Below are 24083 nucleotides of genomic sequence, written 5' to 3' on the forward strand. Positions count from 1 at the left end.
GTAGTCCGATTATGGGGAAATTAAGGGTCACAGATCACTTAGCGAACCCGCCGATTTCACCAACCAGTTCTGTTACAACGGGTTTCATCTACTCAATTGTTCAGACTTCAGTCGTAACTACAGCCCCTGCCATCTCATGCATCAGGGGGATTCTGCTCATCTCCTGCCTGGCAAATGGTCGATCTTTGAGAGAGACCTCGGTTCCTGTCACTCCACATTCCAGGTTACTGTCGCTGGAACACACTAAACATACTGACAGATCAGTATTATCGGGAGGCATCCCAGCGTCTCCCCGTTCAATCCATGAGCTCCCGATTCCCCTTCAAAACCGCAGTCCTGCTGTGCCTTCTTGTATTGATACTGGGCTGGGGAGTCTTACGCAGTACGATCCGTACCTCCGGGGAAACGGAACTCAGTAAGAATGACATCAGGCAGGTCAAAGCCCGCAAACCCGTCATCGTAGATCAACTACCTGTCGACTGGGAACAGCCGGTCGAAATCGTGACGTTCCACAACCGACCGCGGTTTCCTCTCTCGATGCAAAAGGGCGACGACTACCTGCTCATTGTCAACAATCTCCAGTGGGATCCAGCCAAAGCAGAAAAAATCAGGCTGTCAATCGTCAGGGATCCTGCACAGCAGACAGCTTCGGGCTGCTACTTCCAGAACGCTCCGATGTTCTATGAAAAACAGGCAGACCAGGTTCGCCCTGTAGGCGCAGCACCTCGTTCCAGTGAAACGAACCGGGAAACCGAGACCCAGACCGACAAACCGGCCCCCGAGGATTCACGCTCTTTCTACCTGTTCGTGACAGATGGAGACCTTTCGGACAAAAAACAATATACCCGTGTGACAGGCAAGCTGATAAAGCACAGTCCGCGCGTAGCCATCTACCTGGATGAGCAGCAGCAGCCAACAGAGCTGGCAGCCGGGCTGATCGATGAAGTCATCAATTTACTGGAAGAACGGGTGCTGGACCATCTGGCGCAACACTGCGGTTCCCTGACCGATGTGGACGAGAACGGCCGGTTCACCGTATTGCTCTCCCCCTGGCTGGGAAAACTCCAGGGAGGCAAAACTTCGATCAATGGCTTCGTGCGCCCCAGCGATTTTCGAGAGAAGGTCGCTGCCCCATTCAGTAATCACTGTGACATGCTGTATCTCAATTCCGCTCTCAAACCAGGTCAGGAACTGTTCGACCTGCTCAGCCACGAGGTCACTCACGCTGTCGTCTCCAGTATTCGCATCAGACAGGAACAGTACCTGGGACACATGCTGTTGGATGAAGAGGACTGGCTGAATGAGGGTATTGCCCACATTATGGAGCCTGGGTTTACCAACCGGGATTACCGCATCAGTGAATTCTATTGCCAGCCGGAAGCATACCCGCTGATTGTCCCTGACTACTATCGGGCTCGTCTCTGGCGTAACCATGGCTGCCGCGGTGCGGTGAATCTGTTTCTCAAATGGTGTAATGAACTCGATCCCCGGCAGCGTTTCACCTGGGAATTCACCCATCATCCCCTGACCGGCGTCGACAAACTGGAAGACCTGACAGAGGTTTCCTTTGCGGAGCTCTTTCGTCAGTGGTCACTTTCACTGGCCAGTCAGGCACTGCAGAGTCGCTTCGCCTATGCGGGTCTGTCAGAACACGCGTCCCCTCTCCATTGTGGCAGGTTCCTGTTGGGAGGTCCTGCCTTACGCACCTGGGATCTCTCAGGCAACGATCAATACACGTTAAAAATCTCATCCACCGCATCGGCGTTCATACATCTGAGAGCTGATCAGAAACTGGACGTCCCGACAACGATCAGAGTGCGCGGTTTTCCCGGAATGCAGCTGACACTGGTCAGAATCCCCCGCAGCGTGCCACAGACATCATTGTCTGCAGAACTCGTTATTACTTCTGATTCGGAGCAAAACGCGACAAATAGCATCGAAATCAGGCTGCGTTGCCATCACCCGGCACAGTCGGAATTAGCTCTGATTGGCGCCGAGTATGTTGGCCCTGGTCTCTCGCGGTCCGATCGGCGGCCACGACACTTCAATACAGAAGACCTGCCGGAAACCTTATCGAGCACGACTGCCAGTCAGATTCAGATTTCCAGACCGGAAACGATCGGCAACGAATCAGGCAATGTCTCTGAATTTCAATTGAGAGTGCCGATAGCGACACAAAAACGGGACAATACCAGCCAAAGTCTACTGGTCAAAACCGTGGTTCGAACGCAGGCAGGTCAGCAACTGGTAGTACAGACCAAAATCGATCTGCCTGCCTCTTCAGGCTCGCGTCTGGCAGAAGTAGAAACGGCCCCCCGGCAGTGAGTTTCACCTTTAGAATCCGGTCGCGTCGTCCTGGTTTTCTCCCGAGTATTTCAGACGGGTGGCGAACAGTTTTTTCAGTCGGGAAACGGGATACATCCGGACGATCTTGTTTTTGTAAGTGATTCTTCCCTGATCGTCGCGTCCCAGGTGAGTTGCCACATCCGGTTTCGCCAGACCTGCATACAGACCGGCAAAGGTTTCTGGATCAACGCCATTTCCCGCTTCCAGATCTTCCAGGGCATTCACACCACCGCAAGAGGTCGCGAACGCGTTGAGACCTTTGGTCGCGGTCCGCATGAAGTTTTCCTGCTCCAGGGCTGACTGTGCTTCTACCAGCTGTTTCACACCCCGTTTGATTTTATCTTCGGTTTCCTCGGTGGGAGTTCCTGAGTTCTGCTGGGCATGCAGCGTTGGACTTTGGAAGCTCTGAGAAGCTCCCAGAACATAGCCTGCAGCAAGCAGCAGTAAACCCATCGCGATCTGGCTGAACCTGGACATCAGAGACTCCCCATAAAATCAATTTTTGTTATGCTTTGTGTGCTGTTAAGCAGATTTTTAAGCTGTTTAAATAATCTGAAGTCTTCAATTTGTCAGATTGAACCTCAGGAAGCAACAGCGGATGCACTTATTTACTAATAATTGACAGGCCCAGTCAATAAGAACCCTGAAAAATCAGAGTCTCTCCCCCGATACGACAAGGTCATGCAGAATGACACTCCCCGAATTCCAGAACAGTCTGTCCACTCTCGTGATGCAGTTTCAGGTAGCGAATTACGATGCACGCCATCTGTTGCTCGACCGCTCTGACCAGATCCTGGAACTGGCTGAGCAGACTCCAGCAGGTCTCCCGGACCGACTTTTAACGGAATGGCAGTCCATTTGTGCCGAGGTCAAATCAGTACAGCCCGAGTACAAGAGTCATCACAAAACATCGATTCTGTTCGACCGACAAGGCATGGGACAGCCCGGCGTACAAAAGGCCAAAACGCTGATCACCCGCATCGTTGCCCTCACCAGAAGCGTCGAGCGTCTGGAATCGTGAACCGGCTCTCAGAGTACAATTCGACCTAAATAATGCGAGAGCAGCTCCTTGTGCTGGACGATCATGACCGGATCTCCAGTTTTGCAGGCCTGCTCCAGTTCCGCTGCAATGCGGGACAGTTCGTCGAATCCGTAACCGGCTCCCGAACCTTTCAACTGATGCGCCAAGACCTGGATCTCCTCCCGCTGATCGGTAATGCTGGCCTGATTGAGAATCTGCTGTTTCTCAGCGATGCCATCAATAAACATCTCGATCAGTTCCTGGAAATCCTCATCATCACAAAACGCGGAGCGAACAGGGGCATTTTCTAAAGCGTCTAACATAGCTCTGTTCCATTGTAAGTAAGTTGGCAAATCTCTTCGGCCCTGGTAGGCCTATTCCGCGCCCCATCTCAGGGGTCCGATGTCGCGAAATAACAACTCTCCTTAATTAATAGGTTGAACTTTGGTCCCTGCTGAAAAAATGCTCAATTTATCCAGTTTACATATGAAGTACGTCGCTCGAGTGAATTAAATGTCGCGTTTGTATCAGTTTTGCCGATACCTGAATCAACAGGTTCTCAAAAACAGGCTGTAATAGTGCCGGATTCCCAAACTGCGGCCTGTCGGGAACGCATTGTCCATGCGTTCACAACCCAGGGGTCTGATATTGACTCAATCCTGCATCTTGACTTATACAGCTTTGGTCAAAGTTCCGACCATTGAGTCTGTTACAGCGATTTCGAGAACAAGTCCTGAGAGCAGCCCGGATTTACTCCCCTTCTCTTACTCCTGAGATTTAATTCACCAGTCATGCGATTGTTACAGCGCTATATACTTTTTGAGTTGTTGCGCGTTTTCACATTGATGATCACGGTCTTAACCGTCCTGCTGGTCTTTGTTGGTGCCTTCCAGCAAGCCACCAGCCAGGGACTGGGTGCGCTGCTGGTGTTGAAAATCCTGCCCTTTATCGTTCCCAGCATGCTCCCCTTTACGATCCCTGCCACGCTCCTGCTGACGGTCTGTGTGGTTTACGGTCGCATCTCGGGTGACCAGGAAATCACGGCAGCCAAAGCGGCCGGCATCAATGTACTCTCATTGCTCTGGCCCTCCTTTATCCTGGGGGGATTTCTGAGCCTGAGTTCGCTGCTGCTCAGTGATCAGATCATTCCCTGGGCGGAAAAGAACATCGAGAATACGATCGCCACCGAGCTGGAAACGATTTTCCTGGAAAAACTGCGTTCCCAAAACCAGATTCATGATCCCAACAGCGGCATTTCCATCACCGTTATGGGGGTCAGGGACAAAACGCTGCTCGTGCCGACGTTTCGTTATTCGCCCCCTGGTAAAAAACCGGTCCACCTGCAGGCGGAAGAAGCGACCCTGGAATTCGACCTCACTCACCAGCAGGTCATCCTCCACTTGGCAAAAGGACACATTGACTTTCCCGGGAAGCCCCGGTTCTACGTCGAGAAGGATTCATTCCCCTTCCCCCTGCCCAGTCAGACCTCGACGGCCAAGCCGCGCCATATGAGTGTCCGTTCCATTAAATCAGAACTGGGCGACATTGATAACAAAAAGAGTGACTTCGAATTTCAACGCGATATCGAAGTCGGCATGCTGCTGGCACTCGGCGAATTCGAACGCTTCCAGTCTCCCGAAGTCAATGCGGACCTCCCCCAGAATCAGCATGAGGAAAAACGCAAGAACAAATTGAAGACCGCTCTTTCCAGCCGTTTTGCTCTCAGCTGCAGCTGTTTCTTCTTCGTTCTGGTCGGCTGCCCCTTTTCGATCGCCCAGGCCCGCAGACAGTTCCTCACGAGCTTCTTCCTGGTCTTTATGCCGATCCTGCTGTTCTACTACCCCATCGTTCTCTTGATGATGAACCTGTCGAAACTGGGCAAAATCGAACCGAGCTGGTCACTCTGGCTGGGCAACGCAGGTCTCTTGATCGTCGCGATCCACATGCTGCGAAAAGTGCTGCGGAACTAAGAAATCGTCCAGCAGCATTGATTTCGCAGCTGGTTCAAAAGTCTGACTTACTTCTTTTCCCAGTTCGAGAAAAACGTCGTCAGCCGCTGGGTCTCGCCAAAGATATACAAGGCAGCGGAAATATGCCCCGCATCCAGCCAGACCAGTTCGGGCTGCTTCCCGATTGATTCCCAGAGCGCCACTGAGGTTGACGGAGGCAGAATCTCATCGTGTTTGGCAGCCACCATCAGCACATCCCGGTCTTTCAACAGGTGTCCGTAAGTATGCGGATCGACGGGTGACATGATTTTCACGAACGACTCAAACGTGCCCCCGTGTTCCAGCCACTGCTTGCGGAACAACCGGGCATGCGGATGCGGATTCTCCCAGATTCCCAGCGCCAGATTTCCTCCGCCAAGGTAAATCGCGACTTTGGAAAACCGCGGCTCCGCTTCTGAGGACAAGGCAGACATGATTCCGCCCAGGCTGATCCCGGTCACTCCCAGACGGTCTGCATCAACTTCTTCCCGACTGGCCAGCCAGGCTGCGGCACGACGGATATCCAGCACGGCCTGAGTCATTCCTGCAGCGGTATGTTCCGGCACGAATGAAATCATGCGTCTGCCACTGAATTCGCCGGTCCCCCGACGCTGGGCATAGTAAGGCATCTTAATCGTCAGTGCTGCAATCCCCTGTCGGGCGAGCGCGTTAGCTGACATTTCTGACAGTTCAAAACCTCCGCCCAGAATATGCAGACAGACACATGCTGGAAAGGGCCCCTCTCCCTCAGGCTGATAGTAATGCCCGTGGACAGTATTGTTTTCTTTCACCTCTGTCTTCACAGGTGATGGAAAGCTGACATCATACACTTTGACCGGTCCACTCATCCGTTTGAACTGGCACTGGAAAGGAAACGTATGCGGATCGAGGTGAAACCGCTCGGGAACCCGATCTTCTTTACTGGTCGTTTCAAAGCGAACCTCCCCCTGCTCTGGAATGTCCACATACAGAGGTTCCATCGGCTTGGATTCAGCCTGCACAGCAGGTGAGATCAGGGCCAGGCAGCCCAGAACAGCCCAGAGCATACTCCATGCTCGACGATGCAGTTTTAAGGTTTGTGGAATCGGCATTGTCAGTCTAACTTCCTGATTTATGACATGAAAATACGGGATAGATTCTCCTCCGTGAGAGTCTCGGGAGGCTGTGCCTATTCTACGCCAAAAGCACGGGAAACAGTAGACCGATTCTGCCTCAACCGAGGGCACTTGTCCCGGTCATTGGAAAACGTTTTTTTGTCTGGAGATCGAAAATCAAAGCTCGTCACCAGGCTTGGAATTTCACTAAATTATTTAATATCAGCGTTTTCGGGAAAGATAGTAAATTGACTCCCGCACCGCTGCTGATAATAATAAGAGTAGATTGGAAAGAAATTCTTAAAAAGAGTTCATCTTTCCGACAGGATTTGACGTAGTAATTACGTACTCCTGCTTACGGGGGCGATCGGATTCGACTGGTTCGCCGTATGTTAGGGTGGCGTGCCGTGGTTGATCAGTTGGCCACGTTAAAAGCTGATCACAACATAATTGCAAACAAGCAATTTTCAATGGCTGCTTAATTTAGCAACCCCGGCTTAGGAATCCCTGTCTGAGGAGTCCGAAGGCTGGTCACAAAATCAGACTGGCATCAGATCAATGTCCGCTCCGTCTGATGCGAGATTCGTGGTGGACTGGTTTCCGAAAGGCTTTGTTTGTTGTGCCCGAAGAAACGAGACTCAAACGATAAAATACGCACGTAGAGGCTTTAGCTGAGGGTTCACAGGACGCGGGTTCAATTCCCGCCGCCTCCAATTTGGCCAATTTGCGAGAAATCGCAAGTTGGCCTTTTTCATTGATTTACGGCTAATCCCTTGATTTTCAAAGCTTTCCAGCGTTAAATAGGTCCAATTAGAGGTCCAATTAAGCGGTTTCCTGGGTCCAATTAGACGTTAGTGGATAGAGCTTCGGAGGTCGAAATCAGCCAGCCCAACGGAAAGATCACGCGGCGGCACAGCCGTCAGAAATCGGGCCGAAACGGCGAAACCAAGGGGGAACGTTTTTTCCTTCAAGGTAAGCGGTGGCGGTTTCCCCGCGGTCTTACCCATCAGGAAGTGCAAACGCGTATTTCGCGGCTTCGGGAGCTATGGAATGACCATGAGCGATTCCAACACGCTCAAGTCTTCATCACCCCAGGAATCGTGGAAACTCTCCCAGAATTTGCCCTGGAGGATGAAGCGAAGCGTTTCCGGAAATGGCAACTGACTGCAGAAACCTCTGTCAGCGACTCCGAACAGGGGTTATCGTCTCACGGGTGGCCACCTTTCGGCAGCAGCGGGCGAAACGGCGGTGTAACTACGGGGGGAGCTGAAGCTGAATGGTCCCCCTGGCCTTATGGATTGCCGAGCAAATTAAAAAGGGCGTTCAACCCGTCCCACTACCGCCATTGCCCGAACTGCTGAAATCCATCTATCAGGAAGACCGCATTGATTACCGCTTTGGACATATCGCCCAGCTGTTTTCGGGGCCTCCTGAGTCGCACCCACCAACGACTGGTGATTTACGCTGGCAGGATGCGTTCAAGCTGCTGAACCGACTGACGGAAGCCTATCCATCCGTGCCATGGACCATGTCGCAGCGTCAAGTTGAAGAAACGGCCCAGTTCCATGAACAGACAGCCAGAGAGGCAATCGCGACAACAGCAAAGGTCCGTTCACAGAAGTCCCCCGAAACGAAGATCCCGCTTATTTCAGGAACCTTTCATCAGGCCCTCAAAGAATACTCCAAGTATAGAAAAGCACACTTTACCAAAGCTGGTGAGTTTGACGGTAGCGGCCACTACATGCTCGGTATGATTGAGAACTTTCAGAAACGACAACCTAACTTGCCCCTGGCAATACTGGACTTTACGCATTGCCAGGAAATTTATGACTTCTGGAGAAATCGTCCGCTGAACCTGAGAACAAACAAACCACTTTCCAAAAAGCACTGCTCCAGTCACATCGGTGAACTCAAGAGATTCTTTATCTGGCTCCACACCTCAGACAAGTTTGCCTGGCGTCGACCTGAAGATTTTGACCTGATCGAGACCAAGGTCCAAAAATTGCCCTCAGACCGACGGTCAATCCATGATATCGAAATTAAGACATTCAGCGTCGATCACCTTAAACTTTTATATAAGCACGCTCTGCCTGCACAGCGACTCAAGATAGTATGGTGCCTCAACTGTGCCCATGGTGCGGCAGAAATTGGACGGGTCGAATGGGAAGACTTGTTTCTGAATCAGCCCCATCCATGGACAAATGAAGGCCTTAAGATCACCAGCGACAATAATGATTCCTGGTGCGGACTGTTGCGGCCAAAGACAGACGTAGTCGGCTGGTGGTGGTTGTGGCCAGAGACAGTTCAATTGATTCAGTGGTGGAAATCAGATCTTCAGCGACGAATTAAACGGGATCTTAAGTCGTCCGAACGAATCATGCTTACGGACAAAGGAGCAAATCTGTATCGCGATTCATCCCGAAATGCCCAGTCATCATTTTCAAATGAATGGAGCCGCCTGCGGACACGCGTTGCTAAGGCGGAAGGTAAGGACGCGATACCAAAACTTCCCTTTGGTACCCTTCGGGATCAGTTCAGCAACTGGCTCGGCAGTGACCAGAACCGGGCCGTGATCGCCAGCGTCGCATTGGCACATGGAATCCCACACAAGGGCGACAAGCTGCTTTATAAGCACTACTCGAATCGCCCCTGGGCCCATCTCTTCGAAGCCCAAAAAGAATATCGTCAGGCTCTTCAGCCGATGTTCGACGAAGTCACTACGCCAGCTACCTGACAGTCACTTCAGCAAGTAATTCGAGCTAACCTGGGGCAATCGGTGAATTCTCTCTCCTTTTGCTTCCTTTCAAGAGAATAATAATGGAACTTTGTCCCACTGAGCTCTAACTTCGAATGGAACATTTACGGTTCATCCCGACGGTAACATGAAGCCGTGGATTCCCAATCCCGGACCAAGCCCGCCTCCCGAAGAAAATGGCAATACTCTTAAAAATTACGCATGCCCCCTGCTCTTTAACATGGTCAAATAACTGCAGACCTACCCGGGGACTTGTGATTGATATCTCGGTGTTCGGCTGGTTCAGTTAAACCCAAGACCATTGAGATTAAGTGACGTACAGAGAATAAAACCACTATGTTGCAACTTTAGCAACCTCCTGACTTTGCATCCACTCAGCTACATCCTTCTCAGCACGCTTCCCGAACTCCTGACCTCGCGACCATGCTTCATGGGCTTCTTCTGCAGTCAGAGGTGCCATATTAAGCCCAACGTGGGCGGCAAGCTGGCGAATCTGATCGGCCACAGCCGGAATAGCGGCTTCGTTGATGGCCATGGATTTCTGGACCAGCCACTGGCAGCCTGATTGAGACACATCATGTTCCAGTCTGAGTTTGTTCTTTTTCAGTCTGGCCCTGATCTCCAGCAGAGAAGCTTGTAACTTGTCCCAGGCCGAATGCCCCAGTACTGCGTTCAGGTCGCTGTTATTGAGCTTGAGATTGAAGCCGAGCCATAGTACGTGATCATTGCTGGTGAGGTCATAGATGGCGTCATGCTGACTTTCTTTGACCTGAAGCCCAGCAGATTGAAGGCGTTGGCAGATGGCCCCGTACGCGTTGACAGCGTCTTGTTTCGTGTCGGCGAAAACAGCGATGTCATCAGCATAGCGGACAAGAGTCGTGCCAGGGAATTGTTCGTTCCACCAGCGATCAAAGTAGTGATCGAGATAGACATTTAAACACAATGGCGACAGGCTTAGTCCTTGTGGAATCCCCCGCTTCCGTTTTCGGTCCAGAAGTTCTTCGATCAACCCTATGACAGGGGACTGGTGGAGACGTGATCGCAGGATCTTAAGCAGTCGAGCCTTGGGAACTGATCCGAATGCGTCCTTGACGTCGCAGACGACCATATGGTGCTTCCCCTGATCCACCAATAATTTCGCCGCGGCGATGCCGTGAGCCAGTGATCGACTGGGACGAAAGCCGATGCTCAGGTCATAGAAATTCGGATCCAGCATCGGTGTAAGCAGCGTGCATAGGTTTCGGGAAAGGATGCGGCTCGAATCGTCGGGAATCTCGATAGTGCGGAAACCCTCTTTGCCAATTTTGGGAATCTTAGCCTTGCGGTATTTCCCCCGTCGAAAGCTACCACTGAGAACTTCTTTCTGCAAATTACGCAGTTGATCCCAGGGAAACCAGTTTGGATCAGCTAATTCTGCAATATCGCCGAGCATTTCATACCGACCAATTTTATTGATCGCAACGGCCAGCAGCCTGGGATTAGCAGCAGCCTTTAGCAGGCACTGGCAGTGTTCATGCATTCGTTTTTTCGCGGTGCGAGCCCACTGGTTGAGGTCTTCGTGGTACGACTTGATGGGGTCAACGAATTCGGATCGGTTACCGAGATAATCTCGTTGAAGGTAATTGTGGCGTAGTCTGGAAACGGATTGATAGGGCATGTGTTGGGCCTTTCATGGAATGAATGAATTAAGAACCGGGGCGGAGCAAGTCTACCCAGCCCCGGCTGAAAAAATGAGGTTACGGCGGTAGCCGAACTTATTAAGAAAGCGAGCCTTGGCCCGCCTTCCTGTCTTCAGCTTCCCCTCGACCGGCCTAAACATGCCCAAAATAGTTAAGAGTAGGGATCAACACATGGTCTAGAGAAAATGACCGGAAACAGATCCTGGTAGTTTTCATTCATTGGCTATGCGGATCGAGAGTAGATGGAGTCACCTGTGGTGTAATATTGTTGTTTTATCTTTTCCCTCTCCATCCAGGGAATGAATTGTCCTCCTTCTGTTAGGGTTAAAGTGGTTCCGGGATCAACAGATATTGCCTTTGTTCTTTCCTGCATCCCCTGTTCAGAAACTGTATTTCTCTTGTGGAACCGAATTCTCGAAAGAGAGCTCGGTGCCCGAGAAATTGTTCGAGTTGGGATGCTGATTTATTCCTCGGTAGTCGTGTACTCCCGATGCGGATCTTGTGGATCGGCTTGAATAGGTCAGTGGGAAGGAATTAGGCAGAACTGGAAACATTCGTTTTCATTTCGCTTCATTGGGGCTCATTTGTTTTCGTGATCTTCTCAATTTAAATTCCGGATTTTAAATTGATTCAAAATGATCTTACTTCTTTGGTGATTTCTTTCGTGTCATTTCGCGTTGGTAGAATCGCATTGTATCTTGTTCGGCCCGGTTCATGATCGCATCGTGCATAAAGTCGCTGATGGACATTTCACATTCGGCTGCTGCCATCTTGATGAGCTTGCGTTCTTTTGCTGACAGTTTGACTTTCAGGTAGACTTCTTTCTCGTTCTCCTGAGTGGTTGCACTTTTCTTCTTTGCCATTGGATTCTCATTCATATATCATTGTTTGTCATGCGGCCAGAACACCCATATGGGGTGTGTTGACCAATTCGTTTTTCATGATACAATTTCAACCTGAGCAGTCAACGGCAAAATCACCAGTTCCGTTAGGAAGGCCCAACGAGTGGGCTCACGCACCACTTGTTTCAGGGTTTTCAATATGACCAGACCTGAGAGCGAATACGATTCGCATGCTTCTCACAATAATGGGCCTGCAAGCCAAACCGAAAGGAAGGATAACCGCCTCAACTACAGTGCAAGAAAATTTCTGCAATTTGTTCATGCCCCTGGGAGCATTATCCAGGTTTTCGTCAAGGAGGTGGACTTCCTACCTAACGGAAACCTCATCGGTTTCTATGACTTGGATCACCTGAATGAGCTTGCGGAGGATGTGAAGCAACATTCAGGCCAAGCCACTGCAATCTTCTACAGCTTGAACCCAGTCACACCATCTTGCCATAACCGGGCGAAGAACTGCCTGAAACCAGGCTCAGATACTCAACCAGCAAAGAAATCAGACATTCAGTGTCGACATTTAATGCTGATCGACATTGACCCTGTACGCGATTCAGACTGTTCGGCGACGGATGTTGAGAAAGAAGTTGCCTACTGGGTCGGGCGGATTGTGTCGCGTGATCTGAGAAAGGCGGGCTGGTCCAGACCGGTTGCGGTCGATTCGGGTATCGGTAACCAGATCCTGATATTGTGTGGCCTGAATTTACAGAATGCAGTCATTACAGAATCCATGGCCTGCTCTCATAAGGCTGCGAAGACTGGTAGCCCTGGCTGTGGCTTTTCCGGAAGGATGGTAACGCATTTACGCCGGAACAGATTGAAGTTCCCCAGCAGGTTCCAACAACAAGTATAATTTCAATCTTCAATAAAATAATCGGAATCAATCCGCTTAATGAAATATGACTGAGCTGTACTCACACCGACATTGAAGTCAATCATAAGCTGAGCGAGACGGTTGCCATCTATCAACACAACTTTGGGATCAATTGTCTCAACATATTGATGAGCATCACGGGAGAACGTGCTGGTCGTCAGAAACACGCCTTTCCTGGCCCGTTTACCATGTAAGGCACCTACAAACTTCTGAATCTCGGGTCTTCCGACCTGGTTTTCCCATCTTTTGGCCTGCAGATAGACAATATCCAGTCCGAGTTGATCTTCATTTATTACACCATCAATACCTTCATCGGCACCGGCAACGGTTAATGAACCTGCGGTATCCTGAGAGCCTCCGTACCCCATGGCAAGCATCAGATCCAGCACAAGCTTTTCAAAAAAGACCGGAGTCATTCGTTTCACTTGGTAAATTAAATCTGCTGCCAAATCTTCACGTATTTGCTTGTATGCAGTCTGTAATGCTTCTTCTGGTGTCTCTATCTCAGTCTTCTTCTCGACTGTGGTCTCATCATCATTTTTATCACGTGACTTAAAGTCTCTAAACTCATCAAATTGGAGTAAGAATGATTGATCAATTCGATCTACTGAGGAATTTAATACTTCACGACCACGGTCTGTTATTGTGAATTGACCTCGAGTGACCGTTTCCAATAATCCAGCACGCTCCATATAGGTCTTGGCCCAAGCGACACGGTTATGGAAAACAGTTTGCTGTCCGCTCGGCAACAACTTATGTCGCTCTTCATCAGAGAGCTCAAGATAATCCGCCAAGGTATCTTTCAATATGCGAACTGTATGAATTTTTCCATCAGAAATATGTTTTAAAAGCGGTAGCATAATGGTTTGAAAGTCGGGGATTGTCACGGTTGGCCCAGTCTACTATTTCGAAAGAGATGCGATTCGACCTTGTTCAATTATCACAGGCATAAGTATTGTCGCTCCACACTCACAATCAAGGTTATGTAGTGCTGTGATTCTGCTGCCACGACAACAATATCACTACGTTTATGGCTTTATTCTGAACAATATCCCACTTAGCTGGTCTGAGCACAACAATAAACAGAACGAGACACCGCAATAATCAAAAATCGACCGCCTGTTTAATCGCCTGCGGGATCTTCAATGTGATTCCCCCCCCTCCATATATTTAAAATCCGGAATTTATATATTTCACCAACCAGAAGCCAGGATCAAGTAGATCATGAATCGTTACAACATCGGTAAGCAGATCCTGAAAATGTATAGCCCGACGTCACCACACGGAGACGTTGCAGAAGTCAGCTGACCGCCCCAGCATCAATTGTGTTGCTGACCAGGAAGCGAGAGCTCTGATTCACAGCCCTACAAAAACCTCTCCAATAATCACAGTCGGTTTACGGCAACCTCCCTGGCGAGCCATAATCTCCGCCTGAAGCCGGTGGCTGCTCCAGCGGTGCCGGAGGGCCTCCCGGGTAAGCAGATCACGCCCCTGCCCTTCGGGCCAAGTGATGTTGCTCTAACGACCATCGTTTTTTGCCAGCAACCGGGGACTCATGGTATACAGTCAGACTAAAGAATCGAAAAAAACCAACAGTCAGACGACGGCACCAATCTATCCGATCGGCTGTCTGAGGGGTTTAAAAGACAGTGGACATGGCCTCCATCTTGAAGCTGGATGGCTTCCACAAATGCAAGAAGTTCTTGTTCTAATAGAAGTTACCAACTCCCAGAGTCACGAGTCATTTGTAACCGATATGTTTCTCTTACGTCATTCACAGAACCAACCGAATGAAGTTTTGGCCCTATACCATTTTGAGCCCTGTATACAAAAACGGAAGGTCCTTAATTTGACTTTTTGTAATCGTCGACGCCGTATTGACGCATTTTTGAAATGATTGTATCCGTTCGATACGGATTTTGTCTGTTTACGAAGACGAACCACACGATCGGCTATGTCTTCCTGAAATTCATTCGGCTCATTCATCTCGCCAGGATCTGGCAGTTGGATTGAGTAAACTCCCCATTTCAACGAATCGCGATTTATGGATTTCCTGATTATTTTGGCCCCTTTGCCGTACCTGTGGCACACCATTTTCATGAAACCACTTCACCAGTGGTAACCATTCTTCAGCTCGTTCATTATCTCGAACATGATTCTTCACGAGCGAAAGCATTTTATTCTTATCAGTTTTCGGAAGTTTGCAGTTGAGGAGCAGCCCATGCTCAGGGGTGCCGTTGTATCCAGGTGGTAGAAATGTCTTGGCTACTACATATTGACCATCATATTCAATTGGGCAATATCCCAGGCGATACTCGAAGCAGTCGTCGTCCGAGTCGTAATTCTGCTCTCCCAAAATTCCTTCCACATACACTTCGTGCGTGAAATAGATCGAACTCCCGCAGGCCCTGAAGAGAACAACGGCAGGTTGATTGTCGTGCAAAGTTGTCAATTCAACCCGTGGTACGTACGCTACAAATCGAACAATATCCATCAGGTCTGAAACGTGCGTTCTCCATCTGGGAGCGATTCGCTCACAGACCCGCTCTAGAGCATGCGTAGTGAAAACAAGATGCTTCGTGCCCTCCGCAACCTCAAGAGATGGAGTGTTCAATCCAAAATGAATATTTCCCTGCAAGGTCTTCTGAGAGATCACTCTCTGACAATTCAAAAAAATGATCTTATCTTTTGGCTGAATGATAAAGTAATTGTGAGGCATGAACCGGTTCTTAATGCTTTCAGGGATCAGTGAGTAGATAGCCTGCGAAAGTCTATTTTGTTCTTCCTGTAGCCAGGCGTCCCCAGCATTGGGGTTAAATTCCGCACGTTCCTCGTTCACAATTTCGCATAATGTTTCAAATGTGTGGAAGCCACAATGAGCCACACAATTCCAAGTCTTTTTGTCGAGGCTGTCAAAGAACTTGGTATCCTCAAAGTTGACTTTCTGGGCAGCAGAGTAAACCGCATCAGTGAATTCAGGGGCTGCCGTACAACCCGATGCGACCTTGAATTTCGGGAAGCGACTGCCTCGTTTCCATTGATCCTTGCGAACTGCATCCTGTTTTTGACGCTTACGACGCCTGAGTTCCTTTCGCTTTTTCTTTTGATGGCGTTTAACTGACTTTGTACCCGGCATTGATTTGCCTCCGCTTCTGTTAATGGATACTTGAAAATCCCTGAGTTGCTCTCTGTCGAACGAGCCTGTGAATTGCTCCTGGGACTCACTCTATGCATATCGAACCGGCGTAACACAAACTGGCTTCGGTTAGGGAATCCGTGGCAGCAAAACAAGGGCGACTTGAGGATGCTGCCTGAAACGTTAAAAAGCCGCCTGCAGACGAGTCTGCGGCGGCTTTGGAGTTATTAACACTGGAACCAACCCAACCAGACGTGTCGGCCATATCAGCCTCCTACGGACTGATACTTATCAGTCGCGATCACCTATAATCATTCCCAAAAAACATCGTAAAAGTGTCCATGATTGTCAAAAAGCCTAATTAAGATTCTTCCATATTTGTATCAGGGCTCAAAATGGTATAGGACCAAAGCTTTAATTTTCTCGTTCTCAAGCCGATGCCAGAAAGAATGCCGGACACAAATGACTCCTTCCCCTGGTTGGTAAAAATCCCACAAGAACAGAGATCTCTTGTATTTATAGAATTCTTCCCGTGTCAAATTGAAAGCCCATATCCATGTCCCTGAGATGCCTCACACAGCAGACATCGAATTTGTTTCCGGCGTCTGCTATCTACTTGTCTCACCAAGTAACATGAATATCCAGCTGATGGCAGCTACAGATCAAATCAATTGGCTCACACGCTCTCGCTAAACCGCTTAACGATGGGCTCAAACACTTTCCGCGTCTCGTCAAGACGCATTTCCAGGATTTCATCGTAGCTTTGAACCCCCTGTCTTACCTGCGGGATACCGTTTTCATGAAACCATTTCACCAGCGGTATCCATTCTTCAGCCTGGTCGTGATCCCGCACATGATTTTTAGCGAGTGACAGCAACCTGGTCTTTTCGCTGCTCCCAAGTCCGCTACCGTGAAGAAGGTCATATTCTGGGGTCCCCTTATACCCGGGTGGCAGGAATGTCTTGGCTACCGCAAATGGACCATCAATTTCGATTGGGCAATACCCAAGACGATACTCAGGCTCGTTACCATGTACATCGAAATTCTGACGCCCAAGAATCTCGTTTACGTAGATCCCATGAACAGTTGTGTGCGGATTTCCACAAACTGCAAATAACACAATCGCGGGTTGTACTCCATGTAGGTGGGTAGTTTCAAACGGAGGCACGTCCACTACAAAGCGAACAAAATCCATCAGCTGTACGAACTCGATTTTCCATTTAGGGGCAATCCGCTCACAGATTCGCTCCAGAGCGTGTGTCGTAAATCCCAGTGCCCGCTTTTCAGCATCAGATTCAAGAAATGGCGTTTGCAAACTGAAATGGATATTTCCTCGAGATGTTGGCTTTGTCATCAGGCCATGGCAGTGTAATTGTAATACCTTGTCCCTTGGTTCAATAATGAAGTGGTGATGGGGCATGAACCGATCTTTAATGCTAGCCGGAATCTGGGAATAAACAGCCTCGGCAAGTTTGGTCTGCGTCACTGCATATAAGCAGTCTAACTTATTTTTTGAAGTTGCCGCAAAGGGCCGCCCCGCTTTCCTCCAAACGTGCTTGACATATTGAAAGCCCATTGTGGCTATCGCCTCCCAAAACTCACGATCGAAGTCGTCAAAATTATTGCAATCATAGAAGTTTACCTTTCGAGCAGCAGCGTACACTGCATCAATGAATTCAGGGTCTGCCGTTAAGGTAGGCTCGACCACAAACTTAGGAAAGCGACAGGCACGCTGCCTTTGAGCCTTGTGAACTGCCTCCTGCTTCTGACGCTTTCGACGTTTGAGTTGCTTTTCCTTTTTCTTCTTTTGACGTTTAACGAACTTTGTACCTGGCATTGACATGTCTCCGCTTCTGTTAATGGATACTTGAGAAATCCCTGAGTTGCCCTCTTCCGAGAAGGCCTGTGAATTGCTCCTGGGACTCACTCTATGCATATCGTACCGGCGTAACACAAACTGGCTTCTGTGAGGGAATCGCCAACGGTAAATCAAAAGCGACTTGAGACTGTTGCCAGGGACGTGAAAAAGCCGCCTGCAGACGTCTCTGCGGCGGCTTGGGAGTTATCTAAGCTGGAACCAGGTCAAACCGCCGTGTCGGCTGTATCAGCCTTATACGGGCTGATACGGATCAGCTGTGATCGCTTAAATCCATTGACCAGGCCCTCAAACGCATCCAGATTGTGTGGACGGTAAAGTGCCATCCACTCAAGCCGGAGCACAGCCACCATGGCTTTAATGATGTTGTCATGCGTGACTTTTCCAAACATTTTTCCCTTAAGAGCTGGACGAATGCAGTACCTGTTTAGCTCTTTCGAAATTTCACAGTCTTTTGGAATGATCTGAATGCCAGAATGGCATAGCTGGACCTTGGGCTGACCTTGTGGAACATTCTCGTTCACGAACGGTACAACCATCTGGACGGTTACCAAGGCCTCACACCAAGTATGAGGACCATAATTAGATCGCAGAAATGGTAATTTTTCATCGTTTAAAGTAACACGTCCCCATGCAACAACCTGATACCCCTCACGTGCCGATACTGGCACTGCCAGTAACGCCCGGTAGGCCTTTACCAACCGAAGTCTTACAAAACACCAGGGGCACACCTTCGGATTCTTACAGGTCTTCGTCTTCGGAAGAGCGTTAAACCCACTCGGAGGGCAGTTCAAGGCGTAAGTATAAGCTCGCCTATTCTCCGGTTGGGCCGTAATCGCCCTGTAGTATTGATACCGATAGGCATTCAACAGAACCTGAGCTTTCGCCAGATCGGTACTGCCGTAATTCTGGGGCATCTTGTCGAGAATACAATGTCGAAGTAATAAGAGAGAAGTCGACTTGGCCTTCGGTGTTAGTTTGAAATCAATGGTGCTTTTGGGTTTCTGCGATTCCATGATCATGCCCCCTTCGAACTGAAATTATGGGGACTTAACCTGACAAAGTTGTCAAGTAAATCGTTTCTACTCTCCCTAGAGAGTATGTGTGGCGACAAGTCGCCCACGCATACAGAAGATGAAATCGCACATTGAAAGCATCTTAAAATCCGGATTTGAAGTTTCATTTTACTGCCTCGATTCGTGAAGTAAATGTTCCGCGGTGGTCTTACATTGAATCAAAGCCGGTTGAACTGAATTCTCCTTAGAAGGAACACTGATTCATTTCTTTGCGAGTCTTGTCTCAGGCCCGGATTTCATCCGGCCTGACATACTCTCTGAAGGAGAGTAGAAACGACTTATCTGACAAGTTTTGCAAGTTAGTTCCTGACTTGGGAAATCATTCCGACTTGATTCACCCATATCTATCGCGACTGCGTAACACGGGGTGGTTTCACGAAGCTTCCTCTTCTGAATGTCGCCCTGGCACCGAATGGTGGGGATACAAAATAACCTCACTCGAAACCAATAATGAATTCCGAGTGAGGCGAGAGGATACACAAGCGGTTTGTCAGTTATTAAGTGAAAAACCACTTCGCAACTACAAATTCAGATCGCTGGAGCGTAACACGACTAAAAGGTGCCGGTACCCAGAGCCAGAAAAGGCCGTCAACCACATTGACTAGAAGCAGGCCCCATGTGAACGGGCCCCACAAATAGGAAAGAAAAAGCCCGCCGACCGCGATTAAACGCAGCCGACGGGCCAGCAGGTGCACTCAGATCAAGATCTGAGCCATTGGCAGCGAAATCTCAGCATCAGACAATCTTAGGATGATCCTGGCTGATCACGATGCCATCCGAATCATCATCGGAACCGTTATCAGGACCATCATCAACTTCTGATTCCGTTTCATCAACCATGAAGAAGCCGTAACGATATGTGGCTTTTCCATTCTCGAATCGTTTCCGCAGCTTCTCCAGTCGGAACTCGACGCGTTGATCTTCCTCATCCTCAGAAGGTATTACGAACTTCTCATCCACATGAGCACTCAGCACTTTGCCTAGGCCCCGCTTTTGAGCTTCGTATGAACTCCGTTCATTCTTAGGAATGAGAGGATCAATAAGTCCCAGACGACCGACTTCAGCCACGACATCGCTGATGGGTAAACACTTATCTAATAAGTGTGCCCCCAGAACTGCGATGCTACTACGAATCGGATCGTCAGCCACACGTCGGTCAGCGTAGTTATCGAGGAAGCCCTCGATCCCGTTGACCATCAGAATGCCACCAATCACATGAGCCCATCCCGTACAGGGGTGGTACTTGGATTTATCCAGCGGCTTTCCTACTGCCCGCCAACGAGCGATCATGCCGTAAGCTTCCGCGGCAATCTCCTCTCGATAACGGGGCAGATACTCATGACGTGGATTACCAATGTCGCTATGACGGTCCGTTATGCTGCCTTTCGGCTTCAGGTGAATCGGGAGTCCCCGATTCAACAAGTCCTCTGACAACACCCCGAAGTTCGTCGACATCGACATCACGATCTCGTTGCGAATCCGTCGTGGTTCCGCCCTGCCCCCCGGGGAGAACAGCATCGGCGATGGATCCGTTACGAATCGTTCGACGAAAGCCGAAGCGATCTTCGACCTGCCACTCACACGGGCATTCTCAAGCCGAATCATTCCCAGTGAGGGATCCGTATTGAGACTGGCGATGATTGCCTTCTGAGTCGCCCAGTCTGCTGGTTCCCAGCTGACTGAGGTTTTAGGCGTCATCCCCGCGATAAAGTCCAGAACGGTATCCTTACCACTGTGGCTCTTCGATGCCGTCGCCAGGATGATCGGCTTAGCACCAGGCCAATGGTGCCTGAGTAAGACCGTCAGTAATCCGGCAACCGCATTCGCCCGGTCGGCCTGCGTGTGGAAATCCATCACGTCCAGGAACGTGTCAATCCGTTCCATTGAATCGGATTCTTCTGGAGATTCACCAACGAAGAACACTCGATGTCCAACACCACCGTCGTTGTAACCGGAATTCGTCAATGTGAATCCTGGCAGATACTCAGGTTGCGATGAAATTCGATCTACCGGGGCAAACCGAGAGAGAAATGCTTCGGTGTGAAGCATCTCATCCAGAGTCCCTGCCGAGATCCGACTGGGCTTCTGCTTTTCATTGTGAAACCGGTGCAAATCAATGCGATCGGCAATCACAGCGGAAAGCTGTTTGCCCTTGGTTATGCTTCTGGGCGTGCCATCAGGTTTGACCAGAAACAATCCACCATCGTGACCAGGCTGACGGAACAAATCGCCCGACATGGCCAGAGCCCTGCCGAGAGCCTCGAAGTTTTCCCGGGCTGGCGACTCGTCATGCCAATACACCTGCGTGCGGCCAGTTACGCTGCTGGTATTATTTGAACCATTTTTCACCTCATTTAAACTATTAGTTATCATAAGATTGTCCTTAAAGAAGGATTTTGTTGTCCCCACACACCTATCACACCATGCACAGTACTGGGATACTGCGTTCGCGTTAATCACCATGACTGTTGCACTTTATGATTGTGTTGTGGGATTGTGCGTTGGCCCCAATGGCCAATCATCACAGACAAACTGGTCCTTCCCTCCTTAGAGACCCGGAAGCTGTCGTCGCCAACGAGGCGACCCGAGTAGTGATTCGTTATGAATCGTAATCACATTTGGCAAGAGCTCCGGCCTTGTGTCGAATCTCAAGCCGCCTGTCACATGACATCCCAGTTTTATTGATGCCTGTGCCAGGATTGGGCCCTGGCGAGTGTCTTCCCACGAATATTTGGTTCGCAGGTCGACTTTCGGTGTTGTCCGGGCCGCATGGACCTCACCACCCCGCCTGCCCGTCAGCTCAACGGGCTCGACGCCGATCTTACCGTTCTGGTGATCGACGCCGATTGATGTGCTTTGCCTGGCTCCTCCTTACATTTACGTGTTACTCGGGTTTCCACTCAGGTTTCCTGGCCTGCTGTGACAGCCGTGTTGGGCGTGTCGGGGTACATAGACCATTTTTTCCTGACTCACCCAATTACTATCGCTGGGGCGTAACACGGAATTATCAGAATTTTCTCAAGCGGCATTCAGAATCTGGTTTCAGGGGAGAGAGGTAGCAGGATCTGGAAAGAATTTGTGAGAGGCGTGTGAGTTGTGCAGGGCTATATAAGAGAGAAAAAAACTTCGCGTGGAGTCTCAAACCTCATAATTTGAAACTCAGTGACTGCCTTCTTAATTTAATGAAAAATTCGATGATGCGAAGCTGGCCGGGTAACCAGAGCTCATCCCCGGGAACATTGTTTAAATTCCGGATTTTAAACATCTCCAAGGTCCCTACTCCAATTGTACTCCTCACATCGCGACCATCTTAATGGTGGCATTCTGTTACAGGCATTGTTACGCTTCAGTGGACAGATGCGACTACTGTCTCCGTCCACCGATAGGATTCTTTTATCCTCAGAAATAATTATCAGGTTGAATAGAAAACAATCATGACCACATTTGACAGCACGAAAGCCTCGCTCAAGGACCTCCTTCGAGAAATCAAAATGGGAGAGATTCAACTACCTGATTTCCAGCGTGGCTGGGTCTGGGATGATGACCACATTCGTGACCTGCTAGTGAGCATTGCCCGATCCTTTCCTATTGGTGCCGTGATGCTGCTGGAATCGGGTGGCGAAGTTCGATTTGAAACACGGCCCGTCGAAGGACTGGAGAATGAAATTTCCAAAGCGAAAGTACCGGAGAAGTTGATCCTTGATGGACAACAGCGACTGACGACTCTCACACAGGCACTTTCGTTGACAGAAGCGGTAAATACCCGAACCGCTAAAGGGAAAAAAATAAAGCGGCATTACTATTTCGATATCCAGCAAGCGGTAGACGCCCCTCACTCTCTGGAGGATGCGATTATAGCAGTCGATGAAAACAGACAGTTACGTACAAATTTTGGTCGTGACGTACAGCTGGATCTGTCAACACCCGAGTTGGAATGCCAGAACCTGCACTTCCCCTGCGATCATGTGATGAGTTCAGATGACTGGGAAAGCACTTTACATGCAGTCGCTCCCGACCAATTTGGGATGTACATGAATTTTCGGAAACAAATTTTGCAGCCTTTTCGTGACTATCAGTTACCCCTGATTCTACTAAAAAAAGAGACAACCAAAGAAGCGGTCTGCCTGGTCTTTGAGAAGGTCAATACAGGAGGTGTTCAACTTTCGGTGTTTGAGTTGATTACGGCCAGTTATGCAGCCGACGGTTATAACCTGCGGGATGACTGGTTTGGCTCAAAAGTTCGCAATGTCGACTCCCGCCGGAAACGTCTGGAATCCGATCCTCTTCTGGAAGGAATCGAAGCCACGGAATTCCTGCAAGCAATCAGCCTGATCTATACACATAATCGTCGTCAGTCAGATATTTCGGAGGGAAAAACAGGAAAGCAGGTTCGACCAGTCAGTGCGAAACGAGCTGATGTATTGCAATTGCCACTGAGTGCATGGGAGGAATGGGCTGACCCCTTGGAAAAAGGATTCAGACAGGTGGGGAGCTTTCTTAAAAAGGAATGTTTCTACAAACGTCGAGAATTACCGTACAGCACACAACTTGTCCCCTTGGCTGCGATCATGACTCAGCTCGGTGATCGCTGGCTGGAACCGAAAATCTACGACAAATTAACACAGTGGTATTGGTGCGGTCTGCTGGGTGAACTCTATGGGGGAGCCGTCGAATCGCGGATGGCGAATGACTATGAGGAAGTACTGAATTGGATTGAAGATGAAGAAGCCATTCCCCGAACAGTTAGAGATGCAAACTTCCAACCCGAACGTTTCGATACCCTCCGCTCACGTTTGAGTGCTGCCTACAAAGGAATTCATATTCTCGTTCTTCGGGAGGGCTCGAAAGACTGGTTTTGGAAGGCAAGTATTAAAGAGCTGGATACCGAAGAAATTGCTCTGGATATCCATCACATTTTTCCACGAGCCTGGTGCGAAAAAATGAATATCAGCAAAGATCTGTATGACAGCATCTTGAATAAAACCTCGATTTCCTACAAAGCCAATCGCAAAATCGGTGGAGAAGCTCCTTCGGATTATCTGCCACGCATCCAAAATGAAAAACAGGTCGCGATGGATAATGCGAAAATGGACGAGTTATTGCTCAGCCATGCCCTGTCTCCAGATCTGCTTCGAAGCGATTCCTTCCATGAATTCATAGAAGATAGACGAAAGCGGTTGAGTCAATTGGTAAGTAAAGCTATGGGTAAACCAGTCAGTCAATTCTCAGAAAGCGAAGATTACGGTGACGACGATGACTAATGGTGGCCAAAAAGAAAGAGCGACAAAGCCTGTATGGTGAAATAACCCACTAACACGCAGTGTTCCGGAAATAAGGGATAT

At 49.4% G+C, this 24083-nt stretch carries 16 protein-coding genes and 1 other RNA gene; 7 read left to right on the forward strand and 10 right to left on the reverse strand.

Features of this window, described 5'->3' with window-relative positions; genetic code table 11:
- Nucleotides 1-303: 303 nt before the first annotated feature.
- On the forward strand, nucleotides 304-2325 hold the full coding sequence (locus F1728_RS04185) for a hypothetical protein (RefSeq protein ID WP_155363022.1): 2022 nt from the start codon (nucleotides 304-306) through the stop codon (nucleotides 2323-2325).
- Between the two features lie 9 nt (nucleotides 2326-2334).
- Here F1728_RS04185 and F1728_RS04190 read toward each other — a convergent pair whose 3' ends face one another.
- Nucleotides 2335-2823 (reverse strand): hypothetical protein, encoded by a 489-nt coding sequence (locus F1728_RS04190; protein WP_155363023.1) that lies wholly within the window; start codon nucleotides 2821-2823, stop codon nucleotides 2335-2337.
- Between the two features lie 211 nt (nucleotides 2824-3034).
- On the opposite strand from F1728_RS04190, the gene F1728_RS04195 reads away from it, so the two are divergent.
- Nucleotides 3035-3367, forward strand: a complete 333-nt coding sequence (locus F1728_RS04195) for a hypothetical protein (protein ID WP_155363024.1) — start codon at nucleotides 3035-3037, stop codon at nucleotides 3365-3367.
- An 8-nt stretch (nucleotides 3368-3375) separates the two neighbouring features.
- On the opposite strand, the gene F1728_RS04200 is transcribed toward F1728_RS04195, so the two are convergent.
- Nucleotides 3376-3690 (reverse strand): Hpt domain-containing protein, encoded by a 315-nt coding sequence (locus F1728_RS04200; protein ID WP_155363025.1) that lies wholly within the window; start codon nucleotides 3688-3690, stop codon nucleotides 3376-3378.
- A gap of 468 nt (nucleotides 3691-4158) precedes the next feature.
- Here F1728_RS04200 and F1728_RS04205 point away from each other — a divergent pair, with 468 nt between their 5' ends.
- Complete coding sequence (locus tag F1728_RS04205; protein ID WP_145039209.1) at nucleotides 4159-5337, forward strand: LptF/LptG family permease; 1179 nt, start codon at nucleotides 4159-4161, stop codon at nucleotides 5335-5337.
- Between the two features lie 47 nt (nucleotides 5338-5384).
- Here the strand turns inward: F1728_RS04205 and F1728_RS04210 are convergent, their stop codons facing one another.
- Nucleotides 5385-6446, reverse strand: a complete 1062-nt coding sequence (locus tag F1728_RS04210; protein WP_155363026.1) for an alpha/beta hydrolase family protein — start codon at nucleotides 6444-6446, stop codon at nucleotides 5385-5387.
- Between the two features lie 362 nt (nucleotides 6447-6808).
- Here F1728_RS04210 and ssrA point away from each other — a divergent pair.
- Together ssrA and F1728_RS04220 are read left to right on the forward strand one after the other, a co-directional pair.
- Nucleotides 6809-7165: a transfer-messenger RNA gene (ssrA, locus tag F1728_RS04215) on the forward strand.
- 560 nt (nucleotides 7166-7725) lie between these two features.
- Nucleotides 7726-9183, forward strand: coding sequence for a hypothetical protein (locus F1728_RS04220; RefSeq protein WP_155363027.1), 1458 nt, complete (start codon nucleotides 7726-7728; stop codon nucleotides 9181-9183).
- Between the two features lie 355 nt (nucleotides 9184-9538).
- Here the strand turns inward: F1728_RS04220 and F1728_RS04225 are convergent, their stop codons facing one another.
- Nucleotides 9539-10861, reverse strand: a complete 1323-nt coding sequence (locus tag F1728_RS04225; RefSeq protein WP_155363028.1) for a reverse transcriptase/maturase family protein — start codon at nucleotides 10859-10861, stop codon at nucleotides 9539-9541.
- 663 nt (nucleotides 10862-11524) lie between these two features.
- Nucleotides 11525-11746: a plasmid mobilization protein gene (locus tag F1728_RS04230; protein WP_194242679.1), complete on the reverse strand. Its 222-nt coding sequence runs from the start codon at nucleotides 11744-11746 to the stop codon at nucleotides 11525-11527.
- A gap of 178 nt (nucleotides 11747-11924) precedes the next feature.
- On the opposite strand from F1728_RS04230, the gene F1728_RS04235 reads away from it, so the two are divergent.
- Nucleotides 11925-12632: a hypothetical protein gene (locus F1728_RS04235; RefSeq protein WP_155363030.1), complete on the forward strand. Its 708-nt coding sequence runs from the start codon at nucleotides 11925-11927 to the stop codon at nucleotides 12630-12632.
- A gap of 2 nt (nucleotides 12633-12634) precedes the next feature.
- On the opposite strand, the gene F1728_RS04240 is transcribed toward F1728_RS04235, so the two are convergent.
- From F1728_RS04240 to F1728_RS04260, 5 genes are all read right to left on the reverse strand, one after another.
- Nucleotides 12635-13540 carry a restriction endonuclease gene (locus tag F1728_RS04240; protein WP_155363031.1) on the reverse strand — a complete coding sequence of 302 codons (906 nt, stop codon included), beginning with the start codon at nucleotides 13538-13540 and terminating at the stop codon, nucleotides 12635-12637.
- 1091 nt (nucleotides 13541-14631) lie between these two features.
- Entirely contained in the window at nucleotides 14632-15789 is a 1158-nt protein-coding gene (locus F1728_RS04245) for a hypothetical protein (RefSeq protein ID WP_155363032.1), read from the reverse strand.
- Between the two features lie 676 nt (nucleotides 15790-16465).
- Nucleotides 16466-17632 carry a hypothetical protein gene (locus tag F1728_RS04250; RefSeq protein WP_155363033.1) on the reverse strand — a complete coding sequence of 389 codons (1167 nt, stop codon included), beginning with the start codon at nucleotides 17630-17632 and terminating at the stop codon, nucleotides 16466-16468.
- A 239-nt stretch (nucleotides 17633-17871) separates the two neighbouring features.
- Nucleotides 17872-18681, reverse strand: coding sequence for a hypothetical protein (locus F1728_RS04255; RefSeq protein ID WP_155363034.1), 810 nt, complete (start codon nucleotides 18679-18681; stop codon nucleotides 17872-17874).
- Nucleotides 18682-19476: 795 nt separating this feature from the next.
- Nucleotides 19477-20979, reverse strand: coding sequence for a hypothetical protein (locus F1728_RS04260; protein WP_155363035.1), 1503 nt, complete (start codon nucleotides 20977-20979; stop codon nucleotides 19477-19479).
- A gap of 1196 nt (nucleotides 20980-22175) precedes the next feature.
- Between F1728_RS04260 and F1728_RS04265 the strand changes: the two genes are divergently transcribed.
- Complete coding sequence (locus tag F1728_RS04265) at nucleotides 22176-24002, forward strand: GmrSD restriction endonuclease domain-containing protein (protein WP_155363036.1); 1827 nt, start codon at nucleotides 22176-22178, stop codon at nucleotides 24000-24002.
- Nucleotides 24003-24083 lie beyond the last annotated feature (81 nt).

Source organism: Gimesia benthica, assembly GCF_009720525.1.
Taxonomy (GTDB): Bacteria; Planctomycetota; Planctomycetia; order Planctomycetales; family Planctomycetaceae; genus Gimesia; species Gimesia benthica.

Coding starts and splice junctions, on each gene's coding strand:
- F1728_RS04245 (WP_155363032.1), bottom strand. CDS start 15,789: ATGCCGGGTACAAAGTCAGTTAAACGCCATCAAAAGAAAAAGCGAAAG.
- F1728_RS04220 (WP_155363027.1), top strand. CDS start 7,726: ATGGTCCCCCTGGCCTTATGGATTGCCGAGCAAATTAAAAAGGGCGTT.
- F1728_RS04195 (WP_155363024.1), top strand. CDS start 3,035: ATGACACTCCCCGAATTCCAGAACAGTCTGTCCACTCTCGTGATGCAG.
- F1728_RS04185 (WP_155363022.1), top strand. CDS start 304: ATGAGCTCCCGATTCCCCTTCAAAACCGCAGTCCTGCTGTGCCTTCTT.
- F1728_RS04265 (WP_155363036.1), top strand. CDS start 22,176: ATGACCACATTTGACAGCACGAAAGCCTCGCTCAAGGACCTCCTTCGA.
- F1728_RS04250 (WP_155363033.1), bottom strand. CDS start 17,632: ATGTCAATGCCAGGTACAAAGTTCGTTAAACGTCAAAAGAAGAAAAAG.
- F1728_RS04230 (WP_194242679.1), bottom strand. CDS start 11,746: ATGGCAAAGAAGAAAAGTGCAACCACTCAGGAGAACGAGAAAGAAGTC.
- F1728_RS04210 (WP_155363026.1), bottom strand. CDS start 6,446: ATGCCGATTCCACAAACCTTAAAACTGCATCGTCGAGCATGGAGTATG.
- F1728_RS04190 (WP_155363023.1), bottom strand. CDS start 2,823: ATGTCCAGGTTCAGCCAGATCGCGATGGGTTTACTGCTGCTTGCTGCA.
- F1728_RS04225 (WP_155363028.1), bottom strand. CDS start 10,861: ATGCCCTATCAATCCGTTTCCAGACTACGCCACAATTACCTTCAACGA.
- F1728_RS04260 (WP_155363035.1), bottom strand. CDS start 20,979: ATGTCGGGCGATTTGTTCCGTCAGCCTGGTCACGATGGTGGATTGTTT.
- F1728_RS04255 (WP_155363034.1), bottom strand. CDS start 18,681: ATGGAATCGCAGAAACCCAAAAGCACCATTGATTTCAAACTAACACCG.
- F1728_RS04235 (WP_155363030.1), top strand. CDS start 11,925: ATGACCAGACCTGAGAGCGAATACGATTCGCATGCTTCTCACAATAAT.
- F1728_RS04200 (WP_155363025.1), bottom strand. CDS start 3,690: ATGTTAGACGCTTTAGAAAATGCCCCTGTTCGCTCCGCGTTTTGTGAT.
- F1728_RS04205 (WP_145039209.1), top strand. CDS start 4,159: ATGCGATTGTTACAGCGCTATATACTTTTTGAGTTGTTGCGCGTTTTC.